The organism is Paraburkholderia sp. EG287B, from assembly GCF_040965595.1.
Taxonomy (GTDB): domain Bacteria; phylum Pseudomonadota; class Gammaproteobacteria; order Burkholderiales; family Burkholderiaceae; genus Paraburkholderia.
In genome coordinates this window covers 1-16,237 of record NZ_JBFRCG010000047.1, presented here as the reverse complement: position 1 = coordinate 16,237, position 16,237 = coordinate 1, and the positions used below count along the sequence as shown (strand labels likewise).

Annotated in this window: 8 protein-coding genes, 4 pseudogenes and 1 other annotated feature; of the genes and pseudogenes, 9 read left to right on the top strand and 3 right to left on the bottom strand. The window is 56.8% G+C overall.

Features of this window, described 5'->3' with window-relative positions; all coding sequences use genetic code 11:
• Nucleotides 1-172: 172 nt before the first annotated feature.
• The 3 genes and pseudogenes from AB4Y40_RS41985 to AB4Y40_RS41975 all read left to right on the top strand — a co-directional run bounded on the left by AB4Y40_RS41985 (nt 173) and on the right by AB4Y40_RS41975 (nt 3,541).
• Entirely contained in the window at nt 173-667 is a 495-nt protein-coding gene (locus AB4Y40_RS41985) for a plasmid pRiA4b ORF-3 family protein (protein WP_368692884.1), read from the top strand.
• A 7-nt stretch (nt 668-674) separates the two neighbouring features.
• A pseudogene (locus tag AB4Y40_RS41980) lies at nt 675-1,792 on the top strand (IS110 family transposase).
• 981 nt (nt 1,793-2,773) lie between these two features.
• Nucleotides 2,774-3,541, top strand: a complete 768-nt coding sequence (locus tag AB4Y40_RS41975; protein WP_368692883.1) for an ABC transporter substrate-binding protein — start codon at nt 2,774-2,776, stop codon at nt 3,539-3,541.
• A gap of 136 nt (nt 3,542-3,677) precedes the next feature.
• Nucleotides 3,678-3,802, bottom strand: a sequence feature (AL1L pseudoknot).
• A 197-nt stretch (nt 3,803-3,999) separates the two neighbouring features.
• On the opposite strand, the gene AB4Y40_RS41970 is transcribed toward AB4Y40_RS41975, so the two are convergent.
• On the bottom strand, nt 4,000-5,688 hold the full coding sequence (locus tag AB4Y40_RS41970) for a pyridoxal-phosphate dependent enzyme (protein ID WP_368692882.1): 1,689 nt from the start codon (nt 5,686-5,688) through the stop codon (nt 4,000-4,002).
• A gap of 253 nt (nt 5,689-5,941) precedes the next feature.
• On the opposite strand from AB4Y40_RS41970, the pseudogene AB4Y40_RS41965 reads away from it, so the two are divergent.
• A pseudogene (locus AB4Y40_RS41965) lies at nt 5,942-7,138 on the top strand (IS3 family transposase).
• A gap of 870 nt (nt 7,139-8,008) precedes the next feature.
• On the opposite strand, the gene AB4Y40_RS41960 reads toward AB4Y40_RS41965, so the two are convergent.
• Nucleotides 8,009-8,711, bottom strand: a protein-coding gene (locus AB4Y40_RS41960; RefSeq protein WP_368692881.1) for an IS6 family transposase whose coding sequence is annotated in 2 segments (ribosomal slippage) — nt 8,009-8,338 and nt 8,340-8,711 — 702 coding nt in all. Because the reading frame shifts where the segments join, the coding sequence is not laid out codon by codon here.
• 511 nt (nt 8,712-9,222) lie between these two features.
• Here AB4Y40_RS41960 and AB4Y40_RS41955 point away from each other — a divergent pair.
• The 5 genes and pseudogenes from AB4Y40_RS41955 to AB4Y40_RS41935 form a co-directional block, all read left to right on the top strand.
• Nucleotides 9,223-9,602: pseudogene (locus AB4Y40_RS41955) on the top strand (transposase); the annotation flags it as partial.
• A 329-nt stretch (nt 9,603-9,931) separates the two neighbouring features.
• On the top strand, nt 9,932-11,599 hold the full coding sequence (locus AB4Y40_RS41950) for a class I tRNA ligase family protein (protein ID WP_368692880.1): 1,668 nt from the start codon (nt 9,932-9,934) through the stop codon (nt 11,597-11,599).
• Entirely contained in the window at nt 11,596-12,765 is a 1,170-nt protein-coding gene (locus AB4Y40_RS41945) for an MFS transporter (RefSeq protein WP_368692879.1), read from the top strand. The genes AB4Y40_RS41950 and AB4Y40_RS41945 overlap by 4 nt, the downstream gene beginning before the upstream one ends.
• Nucleotides 12,766-12,878: 113 nt before the next feature.
• Nucleotides 12,879-14,195: a lysine N(6)-hydroxylase/L-ornithine N(5)-oxygenase family protein gene (locus AB4Y40_RS41940; protein WP_368692878.1), complete on the top strand. Its 1,317-nt coding sequence runs from the start codon at nt 12,879-12,881 to the stop codon at nt 14,193-14,195.
• Entirely contained in the window at nt 14,182-15,429 is a 1,248-nt protein-coding gene (locus AB4Y40_RS41935) for a PhzF family phenazine biosynthesis isomerase (protein ID WP_368692877.1), read from the top strand. Before AB4Y40_RS41940 ends, AB4Y40_RS41935 begins: the two co-directional genes overlap by 14 nt.
• A 94-nt stretch (nt 15,430-15,523) precedes the next feature.
• Here the strand turns inward: AB4Y40_RS41935 and AB4Y40_RS41930 are convergent.
• Nucleotides 15,524-15,904 (bottom strand): annotated as a pseudogene (locus AB4Y40_RS41930) (transposase); the annotation flags it as partial.
• Between the last annotated feature and the right edge of the window lie 333 nt (nt 15,905-16,237).

Below are 16,237 nucleotides of genomic sequence, written 5' to 3'. Positions count from 1 at the left end.
AGCTAATTCCATTAGGGCCTGCAGGCGCATACCGACCTGCGAAAACGGGCCGGACATAAGCGTGCTGCCTTTACCTGAAAGCCAAAAATCGCAACACTGTTTGCAATCCGGGAGGCGTCCACATAAGACCTTCCCTAGTATACATGCTGCCCATCGTAGGTGCCGGGTCACGTTGGCGAAGGCATTGGGCGGATTAAAGTCCTTCACTTACATCTACGACTACGGCGACAACTGGGAGCATTGGATCAAGGTCGAGAAAGCACTCGTACGAGATCCCGACATGCGTCGGCCGCTTTGCCTGGACGGGCAAAATGTCTGTCCGCCGGAAGACGTTGGAGGAGTGCCGGAATATGCCGACTTCCTCGAAGCGATCGGCGATCAGGCGCGCGACGAACAGGATCACTTCCCTGAGTGGTGTGGCAGTAGCTTCGGCGCCGCCGCCTTCGAATCTCGTTCTTGCGAATCAATGGCTCTCAGAGACCAGGTTCTGAAAGTCAAGAGGGCCTCGGTCTGCTTGCAATTACGCAGATCTTTGCCGCGAAACCTGGTAGGCAGTATGACTTCCTGGGAGGCAGAGGCTGGCCCGCCGCAGCGGAATCAAACGCGGGTTAGCATCGCTGCCAGAGCCGCAAGATGCGGACATGCCGCACCCGGCGATTTCCGATAAGGCCGGCATGGAAGACGATAGCACGCTTTACGTACGTAGGTCTCGATGGACTCGATCAAGGCGGCCTACGCCATCGGAGCGAGCGAGGTTGAATTGCTCGGCAAGATCGGCGCTACGCAGGCTGACGTGGACCGCTTGTGCAAGCGACTGCAATCTAAAGGGCGATGCGTCAACGTCGTCTACGAGGCCGGCCCCTGCGGATATGGGCTGTACCGGCAGCTTGTAAAGAAAGGTTTCGAATGCATGGTGCGCGCGCCGTCGCTGATTCCCAGGAAGCCGGGTGAGCGTATCAAGACTGACCGGCGTGATGCCGTTAAGCTCGTTCGATCATTGCGTGCTGGTGACCTGTCGGCAGTGTACGTGCCCGGCGTCGAGGATGAAGCATTCAGGGATCTGGCGCGCGCATGGGTGATTGCCAAGGACGATTTGAAGCGCGCGCGGCAACGGGTGAAGGCCTTTCTACTTTCCCACGGCGTGCGCTATATCGGCTGTGCAAACTGGGGGCCAGCGCACCGGCGCTGGCTGAGCGCATATAGCTTCGCAAGTGCGTGGCAGCAGTTCGCATTCGAAGAACAGCGTCGCGCGATCGAGGACCGGCTCGCACAATGTGACCGGCTCGAGTCCGCGTTGCGTGAGGCGGTCGTCAACTGGCGCTTCTATCCGGTCGTCCTGGGCCTGCAGGCAATGCGCGGCATACAGTTCACAACCGCAGTGGGCATGCTCGCCGAGCTGGGTGACCTCTCGCGCTTCGCGCACCCCACACCAGTTGATGGCATGGCTGGGAGTGACGCCGTCCGAGCACTCATCGGGCAACAAGCGCCGTCAGGGCAGCATCACTAAATGCGGCAATAGCTATGCGAGAAAACTGCTGGTCGAAGCCGCATGGAGCTACCGGCACCACGCACGCGTGAGCCCCGAGATCCAGTGTCGTTGCCCAAGCCAATTGTAGATCGTGCCTGGGACGCGCAGGTACGCCTTTGCCGACGCTATCGCAAACTCGTTGCGCGCCGCAAGCAGAAAAATATCGCGGTAGTTGCAGTGGCCCGCGAACTCAACGGGTTCATATGGGACATCTGCCGGCTGTCGTTGTCGCTCGCCATACCTCGCGAGACACAGATGACATGACGTGGAGCAATACTGTATGCCTGCATCCAACGTAACCAGACCCGGAGGAGTTTCCTGAAGGCGACGTAGCCCGGCACACGAGTAACCCGCGACCAGGTTAGGCAACGGATCTTATCCGACTTGCGGCGGTAGGTAGCGGAAGGCTCATTGGCCGGACACCTTTAATGCGGCAGCTCCGCGGATATCAGCTTGATCCGCCGTCGAGATTTACTGCTACGTCGCCCTCAGGAAATTCAGACATCGGAAACACAAAACCGATCCAATCCAATTGACGCCGGAAGTCATATCAACCGGGAATACGTGATGTTTCACGCGTAAGCGAGATGGCCGGCAAGCGACGGGCGGATGATCGGTCATGGATGGATCTTGAAGTTCAGGGAAGCGAATTCCGGGACACACGGTTGCGCCGTGGCTTCGCAACACCGCTGGGAAAGCTGTGGGATGGCATGGTGTTGATGTCCACGCAGAATTCACCCACTGGAGAGGCGGACAAAATCTTGGACTACTTTGGAGGTAGTCCATGTATTCATACGAAGACCGGGTTCGGGCGGTCGAGCTGTACCTGAAACTCGGGAAGCGCATCAAGGCGACAATCTGCCAGTTGGGTTCCCTTGGCTATCTCAGCCCCATCGAGTACCGTGAAAGCCTCGGATTAACAACGTAAATCAGTCCGAGAAAATAGATCCGCATCCCCATGACAGTGCATTAGACATTCACCTGCGACCTATATTCAGGTGGTTGACTGTGACAGTGGAGTCGATCTCAGTTGACGGATAGTCGATATACCTAGTATCTTTGTCTGCGGCGTGCGCATAGCTGATCCACGGTTCGCTTTTGTCGGCTTATGCTTGTCAATCTCTACGTCGCTTGGCGCGCGACGTAGAGCGATGCAACTCTAGGGCCTCGGATAACGCACCATCTGCCCATCAAAAGCGTGGCTCGAATGTCCTTGCTTGTGGCCCCTTCAACAGTGAGGCGGTAATGAAAGCAGTTGTCTTGCTCCTGGTGTCGATGATCTCGGCATGTTGCTATGCAAATGATATTTCAACCATTCGATTCGGCGTGGATCCAACATATCCGCCGTTCGAGTCCAAGGACAGAAGCGGAACGCTGGTCGGGTTCGAGATTGACCTGGGAAACGAAATTTGCGCCCGCCTGCATGCGAAGTGCGTCTGGATTGAAAATGACTTTGACGGAATGATCCCTGGCCTAAAAGCGCGAAAATTCGATGCAATCATGTCGGGAATGACCATAACTGACCAACGCGCAGAACAGATTTCGTTCAGCGATAAGCTTTGGAATTCGTCACTTCGCCTTCTGGCAAAAAAAGGCTCCACCGTATTGCCAACGCCCGAAGCTCTGCGCGGAAAGTCGGTTGGTGTCCAGCAAGGTACGATTGCGGAAACTTATGCGAAGAGGCATTGGGCGCCGGAGGGCGCGACAGTGGTGCCGTATCAAAACCAGAACCTGGTGTACGAGGACTTGGCGGTGGGGCGCCTTGATGCTGTGCTGATTGGCGACATCCAAGCGCAACTCGGCTTCCTGGGAACGCCTCGTGGTGTCAGCCATGGATTTGTCGGCGACAAAATTGTCGACCCGTTCAGCTTGAAGGGGAACGCGATCGGTTTTCGCAAAGAAGACGGTCATCTCAAACAGAGGGTTAACCAGGCAATCTCAGACCTGAGAAGGGACGGAACGTATGAGCGAATTGAGAAGAAATACTTCGCCTTCGATGTTTATGGAGATTGATGCCGTCGGCGGCGATCGTGGACCTGCGACCGGTGTCATCTTCTGTTCGAAAGGGAGTCGAATCGCCGCACTCAGTGTGCATGAGCGGCATGGTGTCCTGCCAAGGGACGAGACCAGCTGTACCAGAACCGCCCGACGGGGCAATCCGCAAGACCTTGCAGATCGGCCCGACCCCGAAGGTGTCGCGATGCTGATCGATGAAGGCCGCTGCTCGCGCACCAGACGCACTGCGCGCTCTAGGACTTCTGGCAAAAACTTGCTTACCTTCTTTTTCATGGCTCCATTCTCTCAAGAGTTGGAGCCTCCACAAAATCCGGGGCGGTTCGCCGTGGTCCCCGTCTCGCAGTCACGCCACTATTTGGAGCTGGGGACCGTGTCCGGGCATCCCTACCGCCGCTCCATACAGAGCATTGTTGCTTCAGGCGCAGACGGGCCCGAAGGCGGCATTGCATGACCACCTAGCTTCGATATGGCACGGCCTGATGAAGTAACCCGAAGGTATGCGCACAACAGCCGTTTCCAGAGTCTATTTCGCATTCGAGGATATCCTGCATTCCATGCGGACCGCAATAGCTGACGCCAGTCCCGCGAAAGTTCGATTTTCGATACAGCTGCCTAGCTTTTACATTGCGCGTGTTAACTGCGAGCATGAGACGCTTGACGCTTGATCGATTCGCTGCAATCCATTTCTTGGCCAGAAGAAGTGCCGCCTCGCCATATCCATTACCTTGATACGATCGACCTATGCGAAGGCTATGTAAAGTGATAGCGTCTGGCGGCGCCCATTCTGGAAGTGCGGCTTTTTCCCGGAGGACAAAAAAGCCAACGATTTCGTCTCGGCTTACTATCGAAAAGGGGTGTTCCTGATCGGGATATGAGCTATTACGGAGTTCAGAAAATACTACGTACAATGGATCCACAAACTGCGCCTGCTCCAGCTCCAAATCCAAGTGCGTCACATAAGCATTATCACAAGGAGACAGGGCCATCAGCGCTGGGTTAAAATCTTCTTTCGAAAATTCCTCCGGCTCAGTTCGTTCTTCGGGACGAGATGCGGTTGAATGTAGCGTCATGGATCGCCGCGGAGACTCGAGCAAATTTGCAGATAAAGGATCGACGAGGCTAGAAAGGACCTCTTCAAGCGTCCGCCTCCCCCATGCATAGCACGACCAGCCCTTCATGTTCTCAGTAGGCACATATACGGTCGATGGCTCTTGACGCGCTGTATCAGGCCACCCAGGTAGCGACGACAACCAACCGTCGTCGTAGACTGTTTCGAGATAGCGGTGACCTTCGTCGGGAAAGATAGCGACAACCTTCTTGCCAGGGTGTTTACTTGACCACCAGTCTGCCACTCTATAAGCCGCACCACTAGTCGGCCCCATAAATAGCCCTTGATCCCGATGCAGTCGGTGAGTCGCGTCACACACTTCAACACACGTCAGCCAATGAATTTCGTCAAATTGACTATGGTCGAGATTTGAAGGGACTATTTCTCCGCCTAGATTACTCAGGCCTATCAATTCCCCCCCCGGTCTGCCAAACAGCACCGAATTGGGGGCATCAACACCGATCGCATGGAGTTCCGGTAGTGTTGCTCTGAGAGTTCGTGTCGTCCCGCACATGGACCCTCCCGACGCAACTGACCCCACCAAGCCGTCAATTTTCCCTACCCTTTCAATGAGCAATTTGGCGAATTTTCCGTAAGCGAGTGGATTGTCCTTGTTGGAATACTGCGATGGCCAAAAGCTGCCAGGTATCTCTTTCAGATATTTGGCCAGCCGGTTTAACCGCGCCTGCTGAAGTCCGCCATTGCGCGCGGGCTTGTCGACAATATCTAGGTGTACGCCGAGTTCGACGAAGCGCTTACGAAGATGTCGATCCAGCGCCCAATCGCTCACTAATACAAGTTTGTAGCCGTACTGCACAGCAAGCATGGCTAACGCGAGACCAAAAGTGCCTGAAGAGGACTCACAGATGGTGCCTCCCGGCCGAAGCAAGCCCTCCTCAACGGCTCGCTCGAGCATAAACCGCGCTGGGAGCAATTTCATGAGAGAAAAGCTCGCCCCATAGAGGTCGTCACTCAACTTAACGATCCGGGGATTTTCGAAGTCCTCAAGCTTGTGCATCAGGTTGCAGTCAAACATCTTTCACTCTCCGGCTGCCATTCAGTGGGTGATTACCGGGTGCTCAAAACCCAAGCTCCGTGAATCACGAATTGCTAGCTCCATATTCTTTCCCAACCACGTTCGAACGTTAATTGAACAACAGTTCCAGCGTGGGCGGCGCGTCTCGGACCACTCCATTGGAGCGGCCCTACGTATCTGAGGACACGAGGACTCTCTTAAAATAAGGGATAGTCTTGTGCCTATCAGTAAGCCTAGTCATTACGTGGAACCCATCGAAATTCTGACCGAGCCGGAGCGCCGTCGTCGGCGCACCCCGCAGGAAAAAATCGCCATCGTGCAGGAAACACTGGAGCCGGGAGCGTCCGTGTCGGGCGTGGCACGCCGACACGGCGTCAACGCCAACCAGGTTCGGCTGGCGCAAGCAATACCAGGAAGGCAGTCTGGCGGCGGTGAAGGCGGGTGAATCTGTTGTGCCCGCATCTGAGCTGGCCGCCGCCATCAAGGAAATCAAGGAACTGCAACGACTACTCGGGAAAAAGACGATGGAAGTCGAAATCTTGAAAGAAGCCGTGGAATGGGGGCGCTCAAAAAACCTGATTGCGCGCTCGCCCTTGCTGCCGGGGGACGACCATTGAAAACGGTCTGCGAAGTTCTCGGCGTGGCGCGCTCTGGTGTAGCAGCGAAACAGGCTCGCTCGCCCGATTGGCAAGATGGTTGTAGCGCCAAATCGACTGACGACACGGAATTGGTCGAGGAAATCCAGGCCCACGTAGCGCACCTCCCAACTTACGGCTACCGACGCATCTGGGCACTGCTGCGCCGTAGTCGAGAACAGGCCAGCGCGCCGTGCATCAATCACAAGCGCGTCTATAGGGTGATGTATGAGCACCAGTTGCTGCTGCGTCGTCCCGGCGTGCGGCGAGACAGTCGGCGGCACGACGGTCGCGTTGCCGTTGACCGTAGCAACACCCGCTAGTGCTCCGATGGCTTTGAGTTCCGGTGCGACGATGGCACGCCGCTGAGCGTTACGCTCGCGCTGGACTGCCGCGACCGGGAAGCGATTAGCTGGGCGGCGGCGACCGGCGGCCATAGCGGTGATGTGGTGCGCGACGTGTTGTTGGCCGCCGTCGAACAGCGCTTCGGCAGCACGCAGGCTACGCAGCCCATCGAATGGCTCTCGGACAACGGCTCGGCCTACATCGACCACCGCACACGCAGCTTCGCTCGTGAACTGGGACTTGAGCCGCTGACCACACCAGTCCGTTCGCCGCAGAGTAATGGCATGGCCGAATCGTTCGTGAAGACGATGAAACATAATTACGTCGCCTATATGGACAAGCCCGATGCACCAACGGCGCTCTCGCGTCTGGCTATCGCGTTTAAACACTACAATGAGCGCCACCCGCATAAAGCCCTGAAATACCGCTCGCCGCGCGAGTTCAGGCGCGCTGCGGTGCCTTCAACCTAACGGTGTCCGCGTGTCCTGAGTTACAGTGGCAACTCCATCCATATCGAACGCCAATCGTTCAGACGTAGATCAGGCTGGCTTCAGAAGCAACTTCTGTTTGATGTGAGCACTCACGGTAGCATCCCGATCAAGCCGTGGGGCGTTTTACCACCGCAGAACACGATGCCCCTCTTGAGAAAATCGCAGACGACTGCATAGCATTGACCGAACGGCTTGATCGTGGACTGAAGCTGCAGTCGGTTTTTCTCTCCTGGCGGGAACAGAAACGCTTCGCGATCTTTCAGGTAAATTTGGAATCTCGTCACCGGGACCCTGCCGTAGCATGCCGGTCGATAACGGTAGTCCGACTTCCGTCAGGCGATCGGCTCCGCTGTGATCTTGCGGACTTGCGACTCGTCGACTTGCACCATAATTTCCGGGGGGTGTTCGATCTGATCCATGGTTAGCCCTCGGGTCATACCCAACAATGAAGAGTTCATGTCTGGAGGCATTCGGCGCGGCGAGCGCACTCTTTTAGCTTGTTGACGTGTCAACCTTTTCCGTAAAAATCAATTTCTGTGATTGAGACATTGTCGCTCCAGTGAAATAGGACGTGAAACGAAGTTTTGAATTTGAAACACACAAGCGCGAATAGTTTTTACGGCGACAGCCTTCGATGCAAGACGCTCTCGAGCAGCTTCTGTGCCATGTGCGAGAAAGCCTTTGAAACCGTAATTGAGCCGCCCTTCGAGGTTCGTGATGTCGTCTTGTCGACAAAACGCTCGCAGTTTGTCACATATACTTCTTAGCGAAGTAACCGCGGCCGCGGCGGGCGGGTTCTGTCGCGGTAAGAATGAGAGGTTAGTAATGTCCCAATACGATACGGACTAGTTATCCAGCCAGTGAATAGAATTGCTGTGCGGGATTCTGATCGACACCACCATCGTCCATCTGCCCCTTGACGATCATGTGCATAACTTCGATGCCGCCCAACAGGATGCGGGCACAACGAAATTTCTTGAATCCAAGCATGGATCGGGTCCGGCGCTTGATCGCCCGATGATCCTGTTCGATGATGTTATTCAGGTACTTTTTCTGGCGGACCTTGATCGGCACATCCCGCGGGGCGTTGATCGCTTGCAAGGCAGCCAGATTCGATCCGCTCTTGTCGATCGTCACGGTCTCGGGTTCGCCATTCTGGTCGATTGCTTTTTCGAAATAGGCACCGGGCTGCAGCCTTGTCCCGTCGGGCTCGCAGCAGAAAATCAACTGTGTTGCCTGCCTTGTCGACAGCCCGGTAGAGATACCGCCACTCACCCCTGATTCGAATGTAGGTCTCGTCCATCCTCCAGCTCTTGCCGACCGTCCGTTTGCGCCGTCGAAACGCCTTCTCCAGGACCGGCAACAGTTTGAGTGCCCAACGATGAACGGTCGAATGATCGACCGCAATCCCGCGCTCGGCCATCATCTGTTCGAGATGACGCAGGCTCAGCGCATAGGCCACGTACCACCGAACCCACAGCAACATCACGTCCAGCGGGTAATGCAAGCGTTTGAGTACTTTTCCCACACCCGGACCCAGCTTCTCGGTCATCGATCACGTCACGCATTAAGGCCCGTCAGCATAGCAGAACGACTTATTGCGACAGTTCCCTTTCTGCTTTCGAGCGCAGTTTGTCGGGAAACGGCCATTGCCGACATCCGTCGGCGCGATTGGAAGAAATGCGTCACCCCATGCAGTGTTGACCAGGCTCCATTGGCAGAGTCTTACTCGCAGCCAGCGCCGGCAACTTTCGACCCTACGCCCCGTTACTATCTTCCCGCCTCGATAATCGAGGCCTTGGCCAGCCAGGCCCGGCATGATTCTCGCGCCCAGTCGCAGTCATGATCCGGGGGGGTGTCACCGGGTCTGGTGGGTGGCTGGTGATCGCTAATAGGGGCTCGGCCGGGATATTCCAAGGCCGTCCGTAACGTGGATGCCGAGACTTGCCACCGTTGTTGCAGGCCCACTCGTTCAATCTGCACAAACTTCGATGCAAGAATTCCAACAACATGACGCCGTCGATGTCTTCATCGGCGTCGACATCGGTAAAGGCACCTCTCGCCCGCTCCTAACCAGCATGCCGGGAGTCGGCGCCAGGACCGCCCCAGACTCCTCACCGAGGTCGCGCACAAAGCCTTCGCTTCGGCAGGTCACCTGGCGGCCTACGCTGGCCTCGCACCAGTTACCCGGCGCTCGGGCTCATCTATCCGTGGCGAGCATCCGTCCAGGCGCGGCAACAAGGTACTCAAACGCGCCTTGTTCCTCTCCGCCTTCGCGGCTTTACGAGACCCTGTTTCGCGAGCGTATTACGCACGCAAGGTCCAGCAGGGCAAGCGACATAACCAGGCGCTCATCGCACTGGCACGGCGACGCTGCGATGTCCTGTTCGCCATGCTGCGCGTCGGCACCTTTTACGAACCAAAGTCAGCCCCTAACGCTTGACGAATTACATAGGGGCACCCCCCGTGAACCTGCTCTCCGGATTGCCACCGCGCGAACCCGCCTCCATCCATTGATGGTTACCGTCCGAAATGGCAAGGCGCAAGCCATCGTAGTTCAGTGAGTTCCAGGGCGGCTGCGCGGAAGCGCCTTGCTGATCGATGCACATATCGTGGTATTTGGCCCAACTATTGCTTGTGCTCTTCCACCAACAGGAGTGGATTCAAGTGAAGAGTCAGCAGAAAAGCAGACGGCAGAAATTGACCTATCGGCAATTTACCAGCGCGGTCAAATAATCCTTCGCAATGTTGGTTACCTGAACGGGACACCTGATGCGGAATGCAATTGGATTTGTCGGGTTAGGTGATATACGCACGCCGCTGCGCAAAATCGTTATTTCGCCTGTGAATTTGACCGCAAACGGACGCGCGCATCTTGGTCACGCGGGTGGTCCCTTTTTGCGAATGGATATCCTCGCACGCGCCTTGCGACGTAGCGGACATGATGTTTGGTATGGACTCACTACGGACAGCTTCGAAAATCACGTCGTCGCAAAAGCGGTGCAGCTCGGAGAGAATCCGGCAACGATGGCAGCGCGATTTCATGTGCAGATCGGGACCGATTTGAAGGCCCTCGATATTCATCTCGACAGGTTTGATGATCCCGTTCATCGCACCAACATCGATACGTTTCTTGGTGTGCGGGAAGCACTCATGCGCAGACTGGTACAAAGCGGCCAAGTCCAACTGCGCGACGAACGACTGCCCGTTGACGATGCGTTGCCTTCCACTGCACCTATAGAGGACCGGTTTTCCATCGGCGCCTGGTTGGCGGCATGTTGTCCTGCCTGTTTGAAGCCGGCCGGCAGCTTCTTTTGTGAAGCTTGCGGCATGCACTTCGAACCTTGGGATGCGGTAAAGCCCGTTTCACGACGCGGAACAATCACTGAGTGGGTAGAAAGCAAGTCGTACTTCATGAACATGCGGAATCCGAGCCAACTGACCGCGCAATGGGGGAAAATGCACATCGAGGCACCGTTTGCGCGTATCGCGCAACGATACGTCGATCGGCGCGGGGGCACCATGCGATTGACGTTGCCCGGGCTCTATGGAATTCCATGGCAAGCCGACGCTTGCGTAAATCGTCAGATTCTCTTTAGCTATTCGGCAAGCTGCTATACGCACCATCTCTACTGCGGTAAGCGGTATGCACAAGAGCGCGGTGTGGCGAATCCCTTCTCGTATGAGAGTGACACATTCCTGATCGGCTCGACGGGGATCGACAATACAGTTCCGGTGCTCGTCGGGGTAACGGGTTGTGCGCTTGTGCAGCAAAATTTTCGTCCTTTCGACAGGGTGAACTTCAACTACTTCCTCAAGCTGGACGGCAGCAAGTTCTCGACTAGCCGCGGCCACGTAATCTGGGCTGGTGATATCGGGAACATTAGCGGCATCAACACGGATGCGCTGCGCGTGTACCTCTCCGAAATATGTCCCGAGGAAGAGGAAACAGATTTTCGTATTGGCACCATGCTTAGCCGTCACAATCATCTCGTCTCGACGGTCGGGACGCTCGTCGCAAACGCCTGCGCGACGATAGTCGAGCACCCGGCATTTCGCGGCGAACCGGCATTCGATTCGTCGCTGTTCGCGAGGCTAGTCGAGCTCTATGGTGAGCAAAGCGCGGCGCTGTCACCCGACAAGCTGCGGGTTTCGCTGGCGTCAAAGCAGCTTATGGCATGGCTGAATCTCGCCAATGAAGCGCGCACGCCAGCCACGGCATATACGTGGCTCAAAGGCCTCGCCTTCCTAGCTGCCCCGCTGATGCCGCGCACCGCCGACGCCATCTGGGTATGGCTAGGCCACGCCGATACTCCATCGGCATCCGCTTTTACGGAAACCCGGCAGATACCGGATGCAAAGGCGCCCAATCTCCACAAGTCGCGACTGTTGCGTGAGCATGATCTTACCAACTGCCTTCCCGCGAGTATGGCCTCATGAGTGCACCCGCCGAACTGCCTTCCACGCTCAAAGCTACCGCGTTCATACCGTTCCTGCTTGCGAGCGCCGCGCTTGCGGCGGCTTATGGGGCAAGTTTTCTGCTGGCCGACTATCTGCGCGCAAGCGGGCTCGACGTTGCAATGGCGGGCGCCGTCATTTCGACTGGCATCTTCACCGTGATCATCAGTTCGCTGTTCGCCGGCTGGATAGCGCAACGGATCGGACTGATGTCGACGATCGTCGCAGCCGCCGGAGCGATGTCCGCGGCGATGCTCGCATTTGGGCTGACACGCGTCGATTTGAGGATTGCCTTCGCCGGTGGACTGTTGCTGGGTCTAGGTTGGTCGGCGTTCTATATCTTGGCACCGCTCCAAATCATCCACCACTTGAAGCCTTCAGCGCGGATCAAACATTTGACGCTGCTGTCAGGCGCCCAAATGGCAGGACTCGGACTCTCGTCACCGACTGGACATCTCCTCGCGCACCGATTCGGTTCATTTTCTGTGGTTTATATCGGTTTGGCTTGTGTCTGCCTTTCTGCTGCCGTCGCACTCGCGTTAGTCCGGAAGCTTATGCAAGGCACGCCGCACTTATCGATGGCACCGGTTGGCATCACACTTACGCAAGCCGCATCGGTCTTGTGGTCGACCACCCGCCTGCCCATTGCGATGATCGGACTTGCCGCCTGCGCTTTTGCCGGACTCTCGACTTACCAGACGGCTTACGCAGAATCTCGACACCTACCCGCGGATCTTTTCTTCCTGACGTTCACCTTGACGACCGTCGTATGCCGGTTCACGCTTGCGCTAGCAATCAGCAGGCTGCCTGTTCGCAAGCTCGCATTCGCGCTGTTCATCGCCATACTCTCCGCGCTAGCGCTCTTCATTTGCAATAGCGGCAGCTCAATTGTCTATGTAATCAGCACCTGCGTTTTCGCAATAGGCTATGGGCTGACCTATTCGACCTTGAACTGCATGGCGGTCAATCTTGCCGACGACGCGGAATTGTCCGTGCCGGTCACCTCCCAAGTCTTCACGATTGCGTACTTTGCCGGCGTGTTTGGCTTTCCCTACATCGCTGGAATGCTGGTCGCTCATGGCGGGATCGATCTCATGCTGACGGTAACGCTTGCCATTGTCTCCTTAAACGTCTTGTTGCTAGCCTGAACCCAATCGCGAAGCCCGCGGCGCTCGGTGACGGCGCTCTATTGATGTCAGAGCCGGTTTGACTGCTGCTGGCATGAACATTCCAAGGTAAATTTTCGTTGCGAGGTCGCCAATTGAGCAGAGAGCCTGTCGTCGCCGTCGGTGCAGGTCCAGCGAACCTGAGTCTCGCTGCGCTTGCGTATAACCAGCGTGAGCTTGCCGTGACTGTATTTGAGCGAGCACTTGTTCCGGCGTGGCATCCCGGATTGATGGTCGACGGGGCAGTGATGCAGACGAGTTTCCTGAAAGACCTTGTCTCGCTCGTCGACCCAACCAACCCATACTCGTTTCTTGCCTACCTTAAGGACCATCGGCGCCTCTATCGAGCCATCGTGTGCGGGTTGGACCGTATCACCCGGCAGGAGTTTCAGGATTATCTGAAATGGGCTGCCATGCGGTTGCCCAATATCCGCTTCGGCACGGCCATCAATGAAATCGACCTAGATCGCGATTCATTTTGCGTGGGTGCCGAGCAAGAAGCGGTGCGCACGAAGACGGTCGTCATCGGTGTGGGCCGGGAACCGTTCGTGCCTGACTTCGCACGCCTAATTCGCGGAAAGAACATTTTTCATAGCAGCACATTTCTGAGTGAAAAGCGGAATTTCGCAGGTTCAAGCGTCGCGGTGGTGGGCGGCGGCCAAAGCGGCGCCGAAGTCGTCAGCGCGCTACTGCGCGGGCTACATGGAGAACCGGCAACGATTACGTGGGTGTCGCGTCGGCCAAATCTATTTGCCCTCGAAGACAGTCCATTCGTCAATGAATGGTTCTTTCCCCAATACAGCATGTGGTTCCAACGGCGTTCCCGCGAGGCGCGTGAACGATTTCTGACGGTCCAGGAACTGGCGGGCGATGGCGTCACCACCTCGACGCTTCGGGAAATCTATCAGCTCTTGTACGAGCGTGAAGTGGCGCATAAGGCAAGGCCGGGCACCTGCGAGATACGGATCGATTCGTCGGTCGAGGCAATAAGTCTCGACGGGCCTGGTTATCTGTTGACAGTGCGTGACCGCGTGAACGGCGATGTGATGCACGCATATGCGGATGTCGTCATTCTCTGCACAGGGTACAGATCCTCGCTGCCGAGGTTACTCGAGCCTTTACGAAGCCGGCTGTCGTTTGTGCAAACCATACTAGGAGACACGGAGCTTGAGATCCGCGATGATTTTTCCGTGGTCCTGGATGGACCGCCCGACTGTCGACTTTATCTGCAAAACGGCGCGCGTTCGCAGTATGGGGTCGCCGATCCCTACCTCAGTCTGCTTTCATGGCGCAGTGCGCGAATCTTGAACGCCATTCTCCATATCGAGCGCTTCGATTGCGGTGTAATGAGCGGTGCTATCACGTGGTCAGGCGAAACCTTGGGGCGCCGCGGAAGCCATGGCAAGAAATGACGGAGAAAATTTCATGACACGAACGCACGGCTTCACCACGCTAGATCTCGCCGGAATATCTCATGCGTCATTGCCGCCGGAGCTGCAGCGGGCGCCGAACGTCGTCAATGCATTTGCTGATGACCGGTTCAGTGGCAATCCTGCTGGTGTTGTAATCTTGCGTGAATTTCCTCCGTCCGAGCAATTGCAAGCGGCCGCTCACTATGCGAAGCTGCCGACCACTGCCTTTGTGCTGCCATCATCGGACCACGACGAACTCGCGAGCTTCGACATACGATGGTTTACGCCTAGTGCCGAGCTTGAGCTCTGTGGTCACGCGACGCTCGCGGCGGCGCATTGGCTATTTACTCGAGGGGAAGTGCCGGGCCCCGCGCTGACGTTCAGGTCGAGGAGCGGCGCTCTGACTATCACGCGCGCTAGCGAGGCCATCACCATGAGCTTCCCTCGCATTCTCAGCGTCGCTGCTGACAGGGCGACGGCGCGCGCCGTGTCGGACGCGCTGGGTGTGCCGCTGGTCGAATGCCGGCGCGCTTATGATGATCTGATTGCCGTCGTCGCGGATGAGTCTATCGTCACACGCTTTGTGCCTGATATCGCTGCAATTCGCGGCCTTGAATGTCGTGGCGTCGTGCTGACCGCACGTACCGAACCAAACGGTTCGCTCGCTGAATATGACATCGTGTCGCGGTTTTTTGCGCCAGCGATTTCCATCGACGAGGATCAGGTGTGTGTGTCCGCGCATTGCAAGCTTCAGCCGTACTGGTCCGATCGCTTGGGTCGCACGAGTCTGCGTGCGTTGCAAGCCTCAGCTAGCGGTGGCCGGCTAGGGCTGGATGCAAGGGGCGATCGCGTCTTAATCGAAGGTAGCGCGCGCTTTGCAGACATTGACGGTATTCGGCAGGGAACGGTTGCGTGCGGCCCAGTTACCACCTGTGCTATAGGTGTGACCATGTGTGAGTTCGAGGGCTTGGCGAGTGAACAGCCCAAGGCGCCATTCCGGCTTGCGTCATTTCGCGTCGCTCCTGGTTGCGCCACCGTTGCAGAAGCGCATGATGTCCCGGAACTTTGGTATCTCTCCAGGGGGCATGGTCGTGCGGTAGTCGACGGCCGGAGCATTGAGTTGAAGACAGGCGACGCGGTTCAATTCGGCCCTCGAGTTCGCCACCAGTTGCACAACGTTGGAAATGCGGCTATAGAGGCCGTTTCGATTTGGTGGGAGGTGCCCCGATCATGACCATGTGCTTCGATCTTGTCGTTGTCGGCGGAGGCATCTCTGGCCTCTATACCGCGCTGGAAGCGAAACGTCGTGCACCAGGCGCCAGCGTCGCACCCAGTTGCCCACAGTATTGCCGCGCTACGCCGACCGAATGCTTGCCTTTCTTCGGGAAGCCCGTGTCGTCAATAATCCAGTAATAGCCAGCCTCTTCAGCAGCGTGTAGACCTAACGCCGGCATCACCCATTCGCGTACCCGCTGCAGAACCGCACGGTCAGACCAGTCTGCCTTGGCCACAAAATGGTGGAGTGACTGGTGCTTCGCACTCGCGTGAAGTGGGTCAATGTGCGCGGCCATCGGCTCGACGCTCTTGCGCGACAGGGGCAACACCAGACCCGAGCAGTAACCCTTGAGGCCGGCATGACGATCGGCGTGTCCTAAAGCCTGTCCCAGATGATCCAGATACGCGTCAAATTCATCGACATCTTCTCTCATCGCGATCGCCCGAAGTCTGTATTATTCAATACTACCAGGTATCGCTTCGCTGCAAATGAATTTTGTGACACAGTAAGATTAGATCAGTGCAATTTCATTGGTTCACTGGACTAGTATCGTGGCGGATGACTCTTCCTGGCCGCACTGCGTCTCACGACCGGGCACGCCGCTCGACCCCGGCCCACGTCTCATGCAACAGGCATAACCGACCCGTTACGGACCTTCCACCTGCTCCCAAGCGGTCGTTCAACATGCGCAGCCAACCGCGCTGGTAGGATGACGTTCGTGCCCAACACGCCTATCGCAGTTGAGCGCCGCACATCCAAGATCGAA

Bases quoted from the DNA above. Each gene is read 5' to 3' on its own strand.
- AB4Y40_RS41975 (WP_368692883.1), top strand. From the start codon at position 2,774: ATGAAAGCAGTTGTCTTGCTCCTGGTGTCGATGATCTCGGCATGTTGC.
- AB4Y40_RS41970 (WP_368692882.1), bottom strand. From the start codon at position 5,688: ATGTTTGACTGCAACCTGATGCACAAGCTTGAGGACTTCGAAAATCCC.
- AB4Y40_RS41950 (WP_368692880.1), top strand. From the start codon at position 9,932: ATGCGGAATGCAATTGGATTTGTCGGGTTAGGTGATATACGCACGCCG.
- AB4Y40_RS41945 (WP_368692879.1), top strand. From the start codon at position 11,596: ATGAGTGCACCCGCCGAACTGCCTTCCACGCTCAAAGCTACCGCGTTC.
- AB4Y40_RS41935 (WP_368692877.1), top strand. From the start codon at position 14,182: ATGGCAAGAAATGACGGAGAAAATTTCATGACACGAACGCACGGCTTC.